The sequence below is a fragment of the Halomonas huangheensis genome (genome assembly GCF_001431725.1).
Taxonomy (GTDB): domain Bacteria; phylum Pseudomonadota; class Gammaproteobacteria; order Pseudomonadales; family Halomonadaceae; genus Halomonas; species Halomonas huangheensis.
Genome location: NZ_CP013106.1, coordinates 3,203,349 through 3,219,414, shown reverse-complemented (window position 1 = coordinate 3,219,414; position 16,066 = coordinate 3,203,349). Strand labels below are relative to the sequence as shown.

The following is a 16,066-nucleotide window of genomic DNA, read 5'->3' as shown; positions in this document are numbered from 1 at the left end:
GGGAGTCAATGATGAAGGCCTATGCGCGTTTTCTGGGAGGGCTGTTCGGCGCGATGATGATTCTCCTGGCGCTGCTGATCACCCTGGAAACTCTGATTCGCAAGTTTTTTTCGCTCTCCATGGGCGGTGTCGACGAACTGGGCGGTTACGCCATCGCCATCGCTGCACCGCTGGCCTTCTGCGTGGCCATGGTCGAGCAAGCGCACATCCGCATCAACCTGCTGCACATGCACCTGCCGAGTTCCGTGCAGGCCGTGCTCAATGCCCTGGCGACTCTCTCCATGGGGCTAATGGCGGCCTTTCTGCTGTACTTTACCGTGCAGACGGTGCTCGAGACCCAACTCTATCGTTCCATCGCCCAAACGCCATGGGGCACGCCCCTGATCTATCCACAGACGGTATGGCTGGTGGCGATGTCCACCTTTGTCCTCGCCGCGGTAGTGCTTTCCTTCAAGGCTCTGCTGCTGCTGATCAAGCGTGACTGGAGCACGCTCATTGGCCAGTTCGGCCCTGGCTCTACCCAGGACGAGTTGGACGCCGAGTTGAGCGATCTGGAAAAACGTGAGGGAGAAAATTGATGGACATTCCGGTCATCATCGCTGCCTTTCTGGTCATGCTCGGCCTGATGTTGCTGGGTCTGCCCGTGGCAGTCGCCATTCTGTCCGTGGGCGTGGCAGGCGGTTACCTGATGCATGGAACGCCGATGGTGGACATGATGGGCGGCGTGGTGTGGAGCAGCCTGAACAGCCCCTCCATGCTGGCCATTCCCCTGTTCATGCTGCTGGGGGAACTGCTGTTGCGAGGGGGGATCGCCGACCGCATGTACAGTGCGCTGGTGGTGTGGTTCAACCGACTGCCGGGCGGCTTGTTGCACACCAACATTGCGACCTGCACGCTGTTCTCCGCCACGTCGGGCTCGTCGGTGGCTACGGCGGCCACCGTCGGTACCATCTCCCTACCAGCGCTACAGCGCTATCGCTATCCGGTTCGCCTGTCGCTTGGCTCGCTCGCTGCCGGCGGTACCCTGGGGATTCTGATTCCACCCAGCATCAACCTGCTGGTGTACGGGCAACTGGCCAACACGTCCGTCAGCCAGCTATTCGCCGCCGGGCTGATTCCTGGCATTACGCTGGCCCTGCTCTTCTCCGCCTACCTGTTCTTAGCCTACAGCCGGTCAGGCCAGGAACCGTTGGTCGAGGTCGATCTGCCGCTCTCCGAAAAGCTGGCGATGTCCAGGCACCTGATTCCGCCGGTGATCATCTTCGGGGTGGTGATGGGCAGCATCTATGGGGGATTGGCGACACCTACCGAGTCTGCTGCCCTCGGAGTGGTGATCGCTCTGGCCTTTATCGTCTGCGGCGGCAAACTGAGCCGGGAGCTGCTGGTGCATTGCTCGCTGCATGCGGCCAAGACCACCGGTATGGTGATCATCGTGTTGATGTGTGCCTTGCTGCTCAACGTCACCATCTCGATGCTGGGTGTCACCCAGGCGCTGACGCAGTGGGTGACCTCCTTCGGGCTCGGCCAGCTCGGACTGCTGTTGTTGCTGCTGGTGTTCTATATGCTTCTCGGAACCTTCATGGATGCCATGTCGATGCTGGTGCTGACCGTACCGATCACCGTACCGATGGTAGTGGCGGTGGGCGTCGATCCCATCTGGTTCGGGATCTTCATCGTACTGATGTGCGAGATTGCGCTGATCACTCCGCCGGTGGGTATGAATCTCTTCGTGGTGCAGGGCGTGCGCAAGGACGGTGGCAGCTTCAATGACGTGATCTGGGGCTCCTTCCCATTCGTCATCATCATGGCGCTGTTCACTCTGACCATCATGGTGTGGCCCGGTATCGTGATGTGGCTGCCTGACCTGGTGGCGGGGCGCTGATGATTCACTCAGGCAATCCAAAGTGGAAAACAACGCGATTTCTGGTGATCAACCCCAACACCAACGCCAAGGTGACGGAGGGGGTACGGGAGGTGATGCGGGCGTCGACGCCGCCCGGCATCGTCACCGAAGTCACCAGTCCTGCAGCGGGACCGTTCGCTATCGAGAGCGCAGCGGACAAGGTCGAAGCCGGCCGGCAGGTGCTCGCGTTGATCCATGAGCGTATGGGGGAGGGCTTCGCGGGCTACATCCTCGCCTGTTTCGATGACATCGCCATCGACGAGATCCGTGCGCTGACCCGGGCGCCGGTGATCAGTCTCGCCGAGGCGGGCATCCGCTATGCCCATGCCACCGGCGGTCCGTTCAGGGTCATCACTACCTTCGAGGAGGCGGTGCCCACCATCGAGGCGTTGAGTGCAGGCTACGGGCTGGCCGATGGCTGCACGGTAGTGGCGACCGGTATCGGCGTCACCGACACGGCTGCCCGGACCGAGCAGGCCGAAGCCCGCTTGAACCTGCATATTCAGGACGCAATCCGGCACGGTGCCACGGCCATCGTACTTGGGTCGGGCGCCTTCGCGGGCAGGGCAGTGGAACTCGAGGCTCGTTACGGCCTCGAGGTGATGGATGGTTTCAGCGAGGCGCTGCGTTACGTCACGGAGCATGCGGGGTGCCACCGCGCCTGACGCAAGGAGGCGCGGGGCACGGATGGGCCAAGCGGCCAGTCGACATACGCAACGAGGGTCATACCCTTATCATCACCTCGTCGCCGTCGAGACGCACCGACCAGGTACGCTGTTTCACGTGCTCGTCTTCCACGCATTGTCCATCGCTCAACCTGAAGTGCTGCTTGAAGAGCGGCGAGGCCACGACCGGCTCGCCCTTGATGTCGCCGATGATGCCGCGAGCGATGACGTTGGTATCGGAAAAGGGATCGTGATGGTCGATGGCATAGAGCTCGGTGTCGTGACCGGGCAGATAGAAGATTGCCAGTTGGAGGAGCCCTTCATGGGTCTCGAGGCAGGCGGCGATGCCGGAGTGGGCAACCAGGTCGGCCCTGGTGCATAGCGTTTGCCAGGTCTGGGGCATGGTCGGTGCTTCTGCGGTGGCGGTGGTCATGGGAGAGCTCCCTGGTTGTTCTGGAAATCCTGGTGGTTCGGGTGACTGGCCAGTGGCCAGCCCATTCGGAGCAGTACCAAAGCGCTGTTTCAGGCGGGCCTGAGTTGGCCGCGCTCTTCGGTGACGATGATGTCCGGGTCGGGGCGCTCGTCGTTGACGAAACTGCGGAAACGCTTGAGCTTCTCTGGGTCGGAGAGGGCATTGGCCCACTCGCATTCGTAGTTGTCGATCACCACCTGCATCTGGTGGTCGAGTTCCTCTCCGAGATTGAGGCTGTCATCGAGAATCACGTCCTTGAGGTAGTCGAGACCGCCTTCGAGGCTTTCTCGCCACACCGAGGTACGCTGCAGGCGGTCGGCGGTGCGTACATAGAACATCAGCACCCGGTCGATGGTGCGGATCAGCGCCTCGTCATCGAGGTCGGTGGCGAACAGCTCTGCATGGCGAGGGCGCATGCCGCCGTTACCACAGATATAGAGGTTCCAGCCATGCTCGGTGGCGATCACGCCGATGTCCTTACTCTGTGCCTCGGCACATTCACGGGTACAGCCTGACACTGCGAACTTGAGTTTGTGGGGCGAGCGAAGCCCCTTGTAGCGGTTCTCCAGGCGAATTGCCATGCCAACACTGTCCTGCACGCCATAACGGCACCAGGTGCTGCCGACACAGGACTTCACCGTGCGTGTCGACTTGCCGTAGGCATGCCCAGTCTCGAAGCCGGCGGCGATCAGCTCGCCCCAGATTGATGGCAGATCCTCGAGGCGTGCGCCGAAAAGATCGATGCGCTGTCCGCCGGTGACCTTGGTGTAGAGGTTGTACTTGCGACCCACTTCACCCAGAACGATCAGCTTGTCGGGGGTGATTTCACCACCAGGAATACGCGGCACGACCGAATAGGTGCCGTTCTTCTGCATATTGGCCATGAAGGTGTCATTGGTGTCCTGCAACGGAATATGCGCGGCATTGGTGATCGGCTCGTTGAAGCACGAAGCAAGAATCGACGCGACTGCCGGCTTGCAGATGTCGCATCCAAGGCAGGGGGCGCCGTCATGCTGGTGCTTGCCGTGTTTTTCCATCAGGTCGCTGAAGGTCTTGATGCCTTCGACGCGCACAATGTCGTAGAGCTCCTTCCGGGTATGCGCGAAATGTTCGCAGAGGGCGGTGTCGACTTCCATGCCGCGTGACGAAAGCTCATGGTCGAAGACGCTCTTGAGCAATGCTGCACAGCCACCACAGCCAGTGCTGGCTCGAGTTTCGCCCTTGAGTACGCCTATATCGGTGCAGCCGGCATCGATAGCCGAACTGATCGCGCCCTTGGTGACGTTGTGGCAGGAGCAGATGGTGGCGGTATCAGGTAGTGCATCCGGGCCCATCGTCGGTGCGCCCTCGCTATGCGGCAGGATCAGCGAGGCCGGGTCATCGGGTAGCGTCAGGCCATTGGCGAAGTACTGCATCAGCGTATCGTAGGCGCTGTTGTCACCAACCAGCATGGCGCCCAACAGTTGGCGACCATCACTGGAAACCACCAGCTTGCGATAGACCTGCTTGAGCTGGTCGAAGTAGCGAAATTGTCTGGCGCCGGGCGTGTGATCGCCATGCGCATCACCGATGGCTCCGACATCGACCCCCATCAACTTGAGCTTGGTGCTCATATCAGCACCACGGAAGGTGACGTCACCATGGGTCAGAGTATGGGCAGCGGCTCTGGCCATCTGGTAGCCCGGCGCCACCAGACCGAAGATACTGTTGCTCCACAGTGCTACCTCGCCAACCGCGAGAATCGCCGGATCGCTGGTCAGGCAGTGGTCGTCGATCACCACACCACCGCGCTCGCCGATTTCCAGACCGCAGTCACGGGCCAGTTGGTCGCGGGGACGAATACCTGCAGAGAACACGATCAGATCGGTCTCCAGCACCTTGTCATCCTGGAACACCATACGCAGGCGACTGGCCTGGCCGGGCTCTATGCGCTGAGTGGCCCGTTCGGTCAGTACCTGAACCCCAAGGCCTTCGATCTTTTCACGCAGCAACTCGCCGCCCTGGTCATCGACCTGCATCGGCATCAGGCGTGGAGCAAACTCGACCACTGCCGTATCGAGGTCGAGGCCGCGCAGAGCATTGGCGGCCTCAAGCCCCAATAAACCGCCGCCTACGACAACGCCGGTAGTGGCATGGGCAGCGGCGCTACGGATGGCATCCAGGTCCTCCAGAGTGCGGTAGACCAGGCACCCTTCAGTGTCATTCCCGGGGATCGGTGGTACGAAAGGATAGGAGCCGGTAGCCAGTACCAGGCGCTCGAAGGGATGGCGGCCACTGTCGGTAACCACCTCGCGCGCCTCACGATCAATGGCGGTCACCGTCTCGTTGAGATACAGGTCGATGCCGTGTTCGGCGTAGTAGTCAGTGGTCGACAGTGCCAGTGACTCGGCATCCTGACCGTTGAAGTACTCCGAGAGGTGCACGCGGTCGTAGGCCAGATGACGTTCCTCGCCAAAGACCACAATGCGGTACTGGCGGTTGGCGTCACGTTCCACCAGTTGCTCGACCAGGTGGTGGCCGACCATGCCATTGCCGATCACGATCAGGGTCGGCTGCGCCTTGGCATCGGCAGAGGGAGAGAGGGGTTCATTGTTGGTCATCATGCGGCCTCCTGATGCGTCTTGTTTTTGCTGGGCTGATGCTTGAGTTGGTTATCGAGTCGGTTGTCGGGATCGTGATCGACACAACTGGACTGCTCTGCCATCAGTGCCTCGGTATCGGCCTGGCCCAACAGCAGGGAATGGCGTACCGCATCCAGCCCAACACCTTGTTGTGAGAGTTCGAAGAGCCATGGGCCCATGCGGGTATCGCCATACAACACAGCACCCACCAGGCGTCCGTCAGTGAGCAGTAGGCGCCGATACTCGCCCCGTTCGTTGTCGTGATAGGTCAGCACTTCGTGATCGCCTTCGGCGTCGGTGGGCCCGAAGGCAAATAGTGAGATGCCGGATACCTTGAGCCGCGTGGCGCAACTCGCTTCGTGGTAGGGAACGCCTGTTGAGCCGCATAATCGTCGAGCCAGTACCTCGACCTGCCGCCAGATAGGCTCGACCAGGCCATAGGTGTGCTGCTCGAACTGGCAACACTCGCCGAGCGCCGAGATATGGCAATCCGAGGTCAATAGTTGATCGTCGACCACCAGTGCTCGGTCACAGACCAATCCGGCGCTGCGGCCCGGCTCGACATTAGCGGTGATGCCGGTGGTCATCACCACCCGCTGTGCGGGCAGGTGAGTGTCTTCACCCTGTAGTCGAACTGCACTCACGCAGCCTTCGGCATCACCGAGGATTTCGGCGACCTGAACGCCAGTGCGGATTTGGATACCACGTTCGCTCAGCTGCTGAGCCAGCATGGCAGCCGCCGTATCATCCAGCTGGCGGTTCATCAGCCGATGACTACGTTGCAATACAGTGACCTGCATGCCTCGCTTGCGCAGCCCTTCGGCGGCTTCCAGCCCCAGCAACCCGCCACCGACCACCACCGCCTGACCACCTTGTTCGGCGCTGTCTGCCAGGGCCCTGGCGTCAGCAAGGTCCCGGAATCCGCCTACGCCCTGGTGGTTGATGCCCGCTATATCGGGCATCGCCGAGCGTGAGCCGGTGGCCAGCACCAGGTGGTCGTAGTCGATGAGTTCACCGTCAGCGCATTCCAGTCTCCGCTGCCGACGGTTGATTCCGGTAACCCGCAAGGCAAGACGAGTGGTGATGCGTGGTTGCTGGCCTTGTGGTGAGTGATCCGCTGTGGGAGGCGCCAGGGCTAGCCCCTCGGTGTCGATCTCACCCGCCAGCCAGGGAGAAAGCATGATGCGGTTGTAGGCGCCATGGGGCTCGTCACCGATCACGGTGATGTGTTCGGGCGCGCCCGGCATGCAGCCTAGTGTCTCGATCAGTCGGTGTGCCGCCATACCATTGCCGACTATCACCAGATGGCGGATAGCGGGCGCGGTACCCGCGGCGTGAGGCTGGGTCATGGCACTGTTGTTCACTGGAGCGTTCTTCACAGGAGCGTTTTTCACAAGATCGGTCTCCACAAACGAAAAAAGACGTCCTGCACGTTCCCGAACTTGTACGCGGGAGTGCAGAGACGTCTTTGTCTGGGCCTCGCAGCAATTTTCGCTAGCCGATTGCCACCAGATAAGTGGATGTCGGTACGAGGCAGTGGCGATCGCCGTTGATCGCTCGACCGTAGTGGCCGTTATTACCCAATAGCAATCAAGTTATGGGCCATGTGTCACAGATATGTTTAATATCAATATTTTATAATGGTAATGTTCGCTGGTCATTACCTGAAACGATATATCCAGCACTTCACTGGTGCGTTGCCGCATCGAAATGCACTGCGCTGTAGCAGGCTTCCACGGTGGGGGAGTCTATCTGGCGGTCGCGCATTTCCAGTAGCGGTTGCAGCTGTTGGGCGAGGACGATGAAGTCGGTTAGCCTGGGGCGTAATTCGTCGCCGATCCGCAGGTCGGCGGTAGGGTTGTTGAGCGGTTGTTGGTCGAGATGGCTCATGCTGCGGTCCAGGTAAGGAGGCAGTGCCAACCAGCCCCGTGTTCGTGGCATGGCATCCGCAGCACTATGCAGCCAGTCGGCGGCGGCTTGCAGTGCACGGACCAGTGCCGCGAGCGTACTGGGATAGCGCCGCGCCCAGGAGGCTGTAACGCCCAACACCTTCTCTGGGTGACCGGGCATCAGGTCTGCACCGCGAGCCACAATACGACCAACATCACGATGCTGGGCAAGACTGCCCCAGGGCTCGCCGACACAGAAGCCATCGATCTGACCTTCACGTAGGGCATCGACCATGCGCGGAGGTGGCAGGGCGACCAGCTCGACACTGTCCTGTGGATCGATGTCACCGAGACTCAGCCAGCGGCGCAGTAACAGATGCTGGCAACTCCACGGGTAGACCATGGCCAGACGCGGAGGACTGATGGCACCGCTCAGTCGACGTTGATCGAGCAACTGGCGCAGTTTGCGGGCATTATCGGCGGGGGAAGTCTGGCTCGGTGACAGCATGCCCTCGGCGTAGCGCTCAGAGAGTACGACGGTGTTGCCGTGCCGACTGAGCACAATCGGCGCCAGGGTCTCGCAGGGTGCACGGGACAATCCCAGGCTCATTGCCAGCGGCATGGGAGCCAGCATATGAGCGCCATCAAGCATGCCCGCCGCGACCTTGTCGCGCAGTGTCGACCAGGCATTCTCGCGGGACAGAGTGACCTCGATGCCTTCACTCTCGAAGAAGCCTCCCTCACGAGCGATCACCAATAGTGCGGCATCCAGCAACGGGATAAAGCCCAGCGTCAACGCAGACAGTTCCGGTTTGGCAGCTGTCGATGTGGCAGATGTCGGTGTGGAAGGTGTCGATGTGGCAGATGTTGCAATGGAGTTCGTCTGGCTGGCGTCGCTCATTTTCCCTTCTCCAGCTGTTCCAGGATATCGATGACGTTGGTGGCGACTTCGCCGATGCGCTGACCGCGATCCATGGCCAGCTTGCGCAGCATGCGATAGGCCTGTTCCTCATCGCAGCTCTGGTGCTTCATCAGTAGTCCCTTGGCACGCTCGATGCGTTTGCGTTCGGCCAACTGGTTGCGTGCGCGGTCGAGTTCGAGCCGCATGGACTGGAAGGACTTGAAGCGGGCGATAGCCACGTCCATGACGGACTTGACCCGGCTGGGTACCAGACCATCGACCACATAGGCGCTGACCCCCACATCGAGAGCGGCTTGTAGAGCGTCGGGATCGTGCTGGTCGGCGAAGAACACTACCGGGCGAGGATTCTCGCGATGCAGAAGCGACATGCTGTCGAGCGTGTCGCGATCGGGAGATTCCATATCAATGATCACCACATCGGGCTGATGACGGGCCACCATGTCGTTGAGACTCGATGGACTGGCCAGGCGGCAGACCACCTCATGGCCTTCACCGGCCAGTGCCTCCTCGACCATGGCGGCACGCACGATCTCATCATCGACCAGCAGTACTTTCAGGGGCTGTGGCATGGGATTGAATCGCCTCTGTTCGGGCATATTGTTCGGACACATGACTGCTGCACTGCAAGATACGTTCCAGGTGGCTCATGCCCCGAGTACGATGGCGTGATCTTCGCGAGGTAGCAGGGTTGTTGAGTGGGGGGGGCGAGTTCTGCTTGAGGAGTAAAGCGCCCTGTTGTGGTGCGATAGAGGGTTGCGACGACAGCTGGTGGTGCAGTGCAGCGCAAGGAGTCGAGACGAATCAAGCTGCAGCACACCATGACACGGTGTTATCACGTTTCTGGCACACGCCTTGCTTACAGGTTAAACAGTGACAGAGCTTGTGAAGTATCAAGCTTGTGAAGCATCAAGCTTGTGAAGCATCGAGCTCGTGAACGTTCAACATTGAGGGCATGTGGAGCCAGCGTCGGCTTCCTGCCCCGGCAACGACGCCCATTTTCGTCAGGACACCCATCGGTGCCTGGATGGAAATGGGCGTTTTGCGTTTGGTTTCCGCTGGTAGCGATGGAGGGAGATAGCGATGACACAGCACCGGCAGCAACCCGACAGTGACCTCCTGGCACGGACCACTTGCCCGTATTGTGGCGTTGGCTGCGGCGTCAAGGCGCAACTGGTGGAAGGGCGCATGGTGGATGTCGAGGGCGACGATCAGCATCCCGCCAACTTTGGCCGATTGTGCGTCAAGGGCTCGGCATTGGCCGAGACTCTCGGTGATCGGGGCCGGTTGCTGCAACCTCTGGTGGATGGTCGAGCCGTGGACTGGCAGGTCGCACTGTCGGAAACCGCGTCGAGGATTCAGGCGATACGCGATGAGAAGGGCAATGCCGCCATTGCCGGCTATCTCTCGGGGCAGTTACTGACCGAGGACTATTACGTTGCCAACAAGCTGTTCAAGGGCTTTCTTGGCACGCCGCATCTGGATACCAATTCCCGACTGTGTATGGCCTCGGCGGTGGCGGCCTACAAGCGCTCATTCGGGGCCGATGCCGTGCCTTGCAATTATGAGGACCTGGAAGAGGCCGAATTGGTGGTGCTGGTCGGTTCCAATCTGGCCTGGAACCATCCGGTGTTGTTCCAGCGGCTGCGTGTTGCCAAGGCGCGCAATCCTCTAATGCGGGTGGTGGTGATTGACCCTCGTGTCACCGATAGCTGTGAGCTGGCCGATCTGTATCTCGGCATTCGTCCTGGCTCGGATGCTCGTCTGTTCAATGGATTGTTGGCCTGGATGGCAGACAAGGGGCGACTGGATTCCCTCTATCTGCAGCGACACACCAACGGCTTCGAGGAAGCGCTGGCCGCGGCTCGGGAGGGAGAGTCGAGTATCGAGGCGGTGGCGGCCGACTGCGATGTCGATACCGAGCGTCTTGAAACCTTCTATTACTGGTTCGCCAGCCAGTTGCATGTGGTCACGCTGTATTCTCAGGGCGTCAATCAATCGACCAGTGGCACCGACAAGTGCCACACGATCATCAACTGCCACCTGGCCGGCGGCAAGATCGGCCTGCCGGGGGCCGGCCCGTTCTCGATTACCGGGCAGCCCAACGCCATGGGTGGACGGGAAGTGGGCGGGTTGGCCAATCAGTTGGCCGCACACATGGATTACGATAGCCCCGGTGCCCTCGAGCGCGTAACGCGTTTCTGGAGCACGCCGTCGTTGACGCCGGATCTACCGGAGGCGCCGGGCTACAAGGCCGTCGAACTGTTCGAGGCCATCGAACGTGGTGAGATTCAGGCGCTATGGATCATGGCGACCAATCCGCTGGTCAGTCTGCCGGATGCCAACCGCGTGCGTACCGCTATCGAGCGCTGCCCGTTGGTGATCGTCTCGGAATGCATGCTGGATACCGACCTGGTGGAACTGGCCGATATCGTGTTGCCGGCCAGCGGTTGGTCGGAGAAGGATGGCACCGTCACCAACTCCGAACGACGCATCTCTCGCCAGCGAGGCATGTTGCCGCCGCCAGGGGAGGCACGTCATGACTGGTGGATCATCAGTCAGGTCGCGACGCACCTCGGATACTCGGAGGCCTTTTCCTATGCGCATCCTGCCGAGATATTCACTGAGCACGCGCGTCTCTCTGGTTTCGAGAACGACACCCAACATCAGCGTCGGCTGTTCGATATCTCGGCATTGGCGGAATTGGATCAAGATGGCTATGACGCGCTTGAGCCAATCCAGTGGCCGGTTAGCGTCGATTCTCCCCGAGGCACCGCGCGCCTGTTTGAGGATGGTCGCTTTGCCACCGCCGATGGCCGTGCTCGATTGTGGCCGATTACACCACGGCAACCGCATCAGACGCTGAGCAGTGAATATCCCTTGCGCCTCAACTCAGGACGAATTCGCGACCAATGGCACACCATGACGCGCACTAGCCGTGCCGCACGACTGATGAATCACCGTTCGGAACCCTTCGTCGAGGTGCACGAGGCGGATGCTCGCCATTACCACCTGACGGATCGACAATTGGCCCGTATCACGGCCGCCACGGGCGAAATGCGAGTCCGAGTACGCATCTCACCGGCTCAGCGTCGTGGCGAGATATTCGTCCCTATTCACTGGACGGACCGCCTGAGCAGCGCGGCACGTAGTGGCAGTCTGTTTCAGGGGGTGACCGACCCGCTATCCGGTCAACCCGAATCCAAACATGGCGCGGTGGCCATCGAACCGCTGGCCATGGCCTGGGAGGCCAGCCTGATAGTGGATGAGGCACTCGATATCCAACTGGGCTCGGCGGTGCACGAGGCCAGTATCTACTGGACGCGTATTCCGCTCGAGCACGGTGTCTGTTGGCAACTGGCTGGGGACCCTTTTGTCGAGCAGCGTGACTGGCGAGAGTGGCTGACGCGCATGCTGCCAGTGGCCGTGGGGCCGGTAGCCGAGGATATCTCAGCCGCGCGGTTGCGTGCAGCGGGCATTGAAAATGGCTACCTGCGTTGGTGGTTGATGGTCGGCCCGATCGGTGAACTGCCGGGGCTCGGCTGGATCAGTCAGCGACTCGAGGAAGCCGCCCACGCACAGCCACTCACCGATGACCAGCGACGCCGTGTGCTCGCTGCCTGTGATGATGGCTCAGCCAACCAGGGGCCAGTGGTGTGCAGCTGCCATCAAGTTGGGCGTACCGCCATTGTCGAGGCCATTCGTCAGGGCGATGACAGTGTCGAGGCACTGGGCGCGCGCCTGGCCTGCGGAACGCAATGCGGTAGCTGTATCCCGGAACTCAAATCAGTGCTTGAAGAGGAAAAGAGCCATGCCAATGCCATTACAGCGGATACCGCCCGGGCCGTTGCCGTCGGATGATCAGCGGTCGTCGGCATCCATCGCGCAAGCCACTGCTGAGTCGGGACTGCGTCAGCGGCTGGCAAGGATGGCGGCGGGTGTGGCGCGTCTCGCGCAGGGAATCGAGCAACAGCTATCGAGGAACACCGAGGGAGAGCACCCGAGTGCTTCGGGACTGAAAGCTGGCCGAGTCTATCTGGTCGGTGCCGGCAGTGGTGCCGGCGACCTGCTGACATTGCGGGCACTGCACTGTCTGCGTCAGGCGGATTCGGTGGTCTATGATCGGCTGGTGGGTGATGACGTGCTGGCGATGATTCCGTCTGGTGTTGAGCGCCACTATGTCGGCAAGGCTCGGGGGCATCATAGCGTGGCTCAGGAGCAGATCGGTCAGCGCCTGGTCAGCCTCGCACTGCAGGGTAAGTCTGTGGTGCGCCTCAAGGGCGGCGACCCCGGCGTTTTCGGGCGAATGGGTGAGGAACTGGCGGCGCTTGATGAGGCGGGAATTCGGTGCGAGATCGTGCCCGGCATCACTGCCGCTTCCAGTGCCTGTGCGGCTATGGGTGTTCCCCTGACTGACCGTGCCCACGCGCAGACGTTGCGTTTGATCACTGCCCAGCAATGTCGTGAGGGTGGGGAGCCGGATTGGGCCTCGTTGGCACGAGAGGATGAAACCCTGGTGTTCTATATGGGGCTCAACAAGCTCGATGCCATCTGCCAGGGGCTACGTGGTGCCGGACTCGCTGATGACTGGCCGATTATGCTGGTGGCCAACGCCAGCCTGCCCGATCAACAGAGCCTGATCGGCAGACTGGAGGATATGCCCAGGCGGCTGGCGCAGAGCCCCTTGCCATCGCCGTGTCTGATCATTGTCGGCAGTGTCGTGACGCTGGCCCACCAGCGTCTGGAACGCGAGGCTCATGCCGTCACAGAGCCGGTTACGCTGTCGAACGTTTGAGGGTGGCAGTGGCTGCGCCCATGGCAATCAATGCGCCACCGCTGAGCCGGGACAGCGCTGCCATTACCGTCGGCCGAGCGATGCGACGACGCAATTGATCAGCGAGCAGCGCATAGGCCAGTGCGCTGATGGCGGCGAGCGCGACAAAGGTGCCGACCAGGATCGCGAACTGTGGCAGCAAGGCATTGCCCGGGGTGATGAATTGCGGCACAAAGGCGATGAAGAAGGCAATGCTCTTGGGATTCAGCGTGGTCACAATGGCGGCATGGGTGAACACCCGGCGTGTTGATGATGCCTGAGGATGTGACAGGTCGCCCAGACTGGCCTTTGATGCACCGAGAAACATCCTGGTGCCCAGATAGACCAGATAAACGGCTCCTGCCCATTTAAGTACCGTGAACACAGTGGCCGACGCCATCACCACCGCCCCCAATCCTGCCAGTGATGCGCACATCGACAGCAACACTCCCAGCGAGACCCCGGCCACCGTGGCCAGTGCCACGCTGCGTCCCTGGCTCAGTGCATAGCTCAATACCAACAGCACCGTGGGGCCAGGAATCAACAGTAACGCCGTGGAGGCGGCAACAAAGGCCAGCCACAGTTGCAGGTCCATTAAGGCTCTCCTTGATCGAGATGGTGCTTGAAGGCGTATGACATAGCCATGAGCTAGCCATACTCCCAGCCTTTATGAAAGGGGCTTTATGAAAGGGGCTTTATGAAAGGGGCTTTATGAAAGGGGCTTTGTGAAAGGGGCTTTGTGAAAGAGCCTTATTCGAGCGGTCTGTTGATACTGGTGTCAGCGCAACGAACCGGCGGCAGTTTCGACCATGCTCAACAACGCCGCTGCGGCGGAGGAGAGCGGGTCGCGGCGGCGGGTGATGATGCCCAGGCGGCGAGGAAGCTGTGGCTCGATCAGCGGCCGATAATCAAGGCCGTCGAGGGATATCTGTCGAAAGCTCAGCGATGGCAGCACGCTGATACCCAGCCCGGTGGCGACCATGCGACCAACGGTGGCAATCTGGCTGGCATCGCAGAGGATATCCAGTTGGCAGCCGATATCGTCCATCAGGCGGTCGATCTGCTGGCGCGAGCTGGATTGGCGATGGATGCCGATAAAGGGGTAGTTCGCCAGCATCCGCCAGGCCACTTCGCTGTTTTCCAGCAGTGGATGCCCCAGGGCACAAACCACAACATTCTGGTCGTCGAGAATCGGCGTGAAGTCGAGGTCCTCGGCATCCTGCGGCGCCACTGACAAGCCAAAGTCTGCCCGCTCCTCACGGACCATGCGGGTTACTTCGTCGGCCAGTACATCATGCAGGCTCAGGTTGATTCGCGGGTAATGACGGTGGAACTCGGCGATCACGCCGGGCACGACCCCAGCGGCGAGCGTAGGTAATGCCGCGATGGTCACTTTACCGCGTTGTTTGGAGAACAGAGCATCCAGATCCTCGAAGGCCTCCTGCCAGTCTTGTAACAGGCGCAGTGCAGTAGGCAGAAAATCGCGTCCTTCTGGCGTCAGGCTCAGTTGTCGTCCCTCACGACTGAATAGCTTGCCTCCGATCTGTTGCTCGAGATTCTTGAGGGTAATGGAAATGGCCGGTTGCGAAAGGTGTAGGCGTTCGCTGGCTTGCGCCAGGCTGCGAGCCCGGGAAACGGCGACAAAGGCCTGAAGTTGCTTGATGCTTGGATTCATAAGTTTATTAAAAGGGTTTTTAAAAACTATTCAATAGTCAAAACGTATCCTGCCGACCATGCTGGTTCGACACGACAAGCACAGCAAGTACAACAACAAGCCCCATGCGGGCAGGAGCACGTCATGAAAGAGCACGCCGTAAAAACCCGAATCACCGCCTTGGCTGCAGGCATTGCCATGCTTTCCGCCGTGTCTGTTGCACAGGCGGAGCAACGTCTGCTGATCGGTTCCACTTCCAGTTCTTCCAGCCACTACGGCTACTTCGTCGCCGTCAATCAGTTGATCAATGAATATGTCGAAGACGTCAATTCCTCGGTGGCGGAGACCGGGGCGACAGTCGATAACCTGCGTCGCTTGAGTCGTGATCAGATCGACATGGGACTGGTGACGACCAACACCGGTTATCAGGCATACGCCGGTCAGGGGGATTACTCCTCGCGCCCGGTGGATTCTCGCCTGCTGTGGGTCTACACCGTTGCGCCACAGAATGTGGTGCTGCGGCAGGATGCGGGAGTGTCGAGCATGGCCGGCCTGGAAGGCGTGCGCCTCAATCCGGGAATTACCGGCTCCTCCACTGAGGCCACCACCGAGGCTGTATTCGAGACACTGGGCATCGCCCCGGATTATGTGCGTGGTTCGACGTCGGACGTAGTGGACTCGATCAAGGATGACCGCATCGCCGGTTACGTCAAGTCTGGGGTCGGCAAGCGTCTCGATGGATCGACCATGGATATTGCGACTTTCACCGATGTCGCGGTGTTGTCGCTGGATGAGCAGCAGGCAGAGACGCTACGCAGCGAGATGCCGGAGTTGGCCGTGGTTGATATTCCTGAAGGTGCCGCGCAAGGCGTGCCGGCTTACACCACCTGGGCCTTCGGGGTCGCAATGCATGCTTCGCCTTCGTTGGATGAGGAAACTGCCTATCAGATCGTCAAGGCGGTGATGGAGCATCCTGACCCCCAGGCCAACGCCTTTGCCGCGCTGGAAGGTGAGGATATGGCCGAAATGACGTTGTCTGTCGGCAGCGTACCGCTACACCCTGGTGCAGCACGCTATTTCGAGGAACAGGGGTACGAGATTCCTGAAGCCCTGACGCCTGTTGAATAGAG

Annotated in this window: 13 protein-coding genes; 6 read left to right on the top strand and 7 right to left on the bottom strand. The window is 60.5% G+C overall.

Features of this window, described 5'->3' with window-relative positions; translation table 11 throughout:
- Positions 1-8 precede the first annotated feature (8 nt).
- From AR456_RS14075 to AR456_RS14065, 3 genes are read left to right on the top strand one after another with little or no spacing between them, the layout of a single operon-like run.
- The gene (locus tag AR456_RS14075; RefSeq protein WP_236995510.1) at positions 9-578 is read left to right on the top strand and encodes a TRAP transporter small permease subunit; all 570 of its coding nucleotides are present in this window, start codon (positions 9-11) and stop codon (positions 576-578) included.
- A complete protein-coding gene (locus tag AR456_RS14070) occupies positions 578-1,882 on the top strand; it encodes a TRAP transporter large permease (RefSeq protein WP_021818728.1) in 1,305 nt (434 codons plus the stop codon). The genes AR456_RS14075 and AR456_RS14070 overlap by 1 nt, the downstream gene beginning before the upstream one ends.
- Positions 1,882-2,568 (top strand): aspartate/glutamate racemase family protein, encoded by a 687-nt coding sequence (locus tag AR456_RS14065; RefSeq protein ID WP_021818729.1) that lies wholly within the window; start codon positions 1,882-1,884, stop codon positions 2,566-2,568. The genes AR456_RS14070 and AR456_RS14065 overlap by 1 nt, the downstream gene beginning before the upstream one ends.
- A gap of 58 nt (positions 2,569-2,626) precedes the next feature.
- On the opposite strand, the gene nirD is transcribed toward AR456_RS14065, so the two are convergent.
- The 5 genes from nirD to AR456_RS14040 all read right to left on the bottom strand — a co-directional run bounded on the left by nirD (position 2,627) and on the right by AR456_RS14040 (position 9,041).
- Positions 2,627-3,001: a nitrite reductase small subunit NirD gene (gene nirD / locus AR456_RS14060; protein WP_021818730.1), complete on the bottom strand. Its 375-nt coding sequence runs from the start codon at positions 2,999-3,001 to the stop codon at positions 2,627-2,629.
- Between the two features lie 89 nt (positions 3,002-3,090).
- Positions 3,091-5,643, bottom strand: a complete 2,553-nt coding sequence (gene nirB, locus AR456_RS14055; protein ID WP_021818731.1) for a nitrite reductase large subunit NirB — start codon at positions 5,641-5,643, stop codon at positions 3,091-3,093.
- Positions 5,640-7,010 (bottom strand): NAD(P)/FAD-dependent oxidoreductase, encoded by a 1,371-nt coding sequence (locus tag AR456_RS14050; RefSeq protein WP_081694646.1) that lies wholly within the window; start codon positions 7,008-7,010, stop codon positions 5,640-5,642. The genes nirB and AR456_RS14050 overlap by 4 nt, the downstream gene beginning before the upstream one ends.
- A 337-nt stretch (positions 7,011-7,347) precedes the next feature.
- Positions 7,348-8,451, bottom strand: coding sequence for a CmpA/NrtA family ABC transporter substrate-binding protein (locus AR456_RS14045; RefSeq protein ID WP_021818733.1), 1,104 nt, complete (start codon positions 8,449-8,451; stop codon positions 7,348-7,350).
- Complete coding sequence (locus AR456_RS14040; RefSeq protein WP_031207634.1) at positions 8,448-9,041, bottom strand: ANTAR domain-containing response regulator; 594 nt, start codon at positions 9,039-9,041, stop codon at positions 8,448-8,450. Before AR456_RS14040 ends, AR456_RS14045 begins: the two co-directional genes overlap by 4 nt.
- Positions 9,042-9,552: 511 nt before the next feature.
- On the opposite strand from AR456_RS14040, the gene AR456_RS14035 reads away from it, so the two are divergent.
- A complete protein-coding gene (locus AR456_RS14035; RefSeq protein ID WP_021818735.1) occupies positions 9,553-12,330 on the top strand; it encodes a nitrate reductase in 2,778 nt (925 codons plus the stop codon).
- On the top strand, positions 12,281-13,264 hold the full coding sequence (gene cobA, locus AR456_RS14030) for a uroporphyrinogen-III C-methyltransferase (protein ID WP_236995509.1): 984 nt from the start codon (positions 12,281-12,283) through the stop codon (positions 13,262-13,264). The genes AR456_RS14035 and cobA overlap by 50 nt, the downstream gene beginning before the upstream one ends.
- On the opposite strand, the gene AR456_RS14025 is transcribed toward cobA, so the two are convergent.
- Both AR456_RS14025 and AR456_RS14020 read right to left on the bottom strand, forming a co-directional pair.
- Positions 13,245-13,877, bottom strand: coding sequence for a LysE family translocator (locus tag AR456_RS14025; protein ID WP_021818737.1), 633 nt, complete (start codon positions 13,875-13,877; stop codon positions 13,245-13,247). The two genes, cobA and AR456_RS14025, sit on opposite strands and share 20 nt — an antisense overlap.
- Before the next feature lie 183 nt (positions 13,878-14,060).
- Positions 14,061-14,957, bottom strand: a complete 897-nt coding sequence (locus AR456_RS14020; RefSeq protein WP_021818738.1) for a LysR family transcriptional regulator — start codon at positions 14,955-14,957, stop codon at positions 14,061-14,063.
- Between the two features lie 123 nt (positions 14,958-15,080).
- Between AR456_RS14020 and AR456_RS14015 the strand changes: the two genes are divergently transcribed.
- Positions 15,081-16,064, top strand: a complete 984-nt coding sequence (locus tag AR456_RS14015; protein WP_021818739.1) for a TAXI family TRAP transporter solute-binding subunit — start codon at positions 15,081-15,083, stop codon at positions 16,062-16,064.
- Positions 16,065-16,066 lie beyond the last annotated feature (2 nt).